We start from the raw sequence: 399 nt of genomic DNA on the forward strand, positions 1-399 counted from the left end.
CCACATGGCCCACGACGGCCTGGTCAACGCCTATGACGGCAAGGCCATGGGCGAATTCGCCGAATGCGCCGTGGACAAGTACCAGTTCAGCCGCGAGGAGCAGGACGCCTACGCGATCGAATCGGTCAAGCGCGCGCAGGCCGCACAGGCCAACGGTGCGTTCGCCGACGAGATCGTCGCGGTGAAGGTAGCCACCCGCAAGGGTGACGTCGAGGTCGCCACCGACGAGCAGCCGGGGCGCTCGGATATCGCCAAGATCCCGACCCTGCGCCCGGCCTTCAAGAAGGACGGCAGCGTCACCGCCGCCAGTTCCTCCAGCATCTCCGACGGCGCCGCCGCGGTGGTCCTGCTGACCGAGGAAGACGCGGCCGCCCGTGGCATCACTCCGCTGGCCCGCAT

At 68.7% G+C, this 399-nt stretch carries 1 pseudogene; it reads left to right on the forward strand.

From position 1 onward, the window contains the following. Positions 1-399 (forward strand): annotated as a pseudogene (locus DK207_RS15645) (acetyl-CoA C-acetyltransferase); the annotation flags it as partial.

Origin of the sequence: Acinetobacter haemolyticus (genome assembly GCF_900406815.1) — a bacterium.
GTDB lineage: Bacteria > Pseudomonadota > Gammaproteobacteria > Pseudomonadales > Moraxellaceae > Acinetobacter > Acinetobacter haemolyticus_A.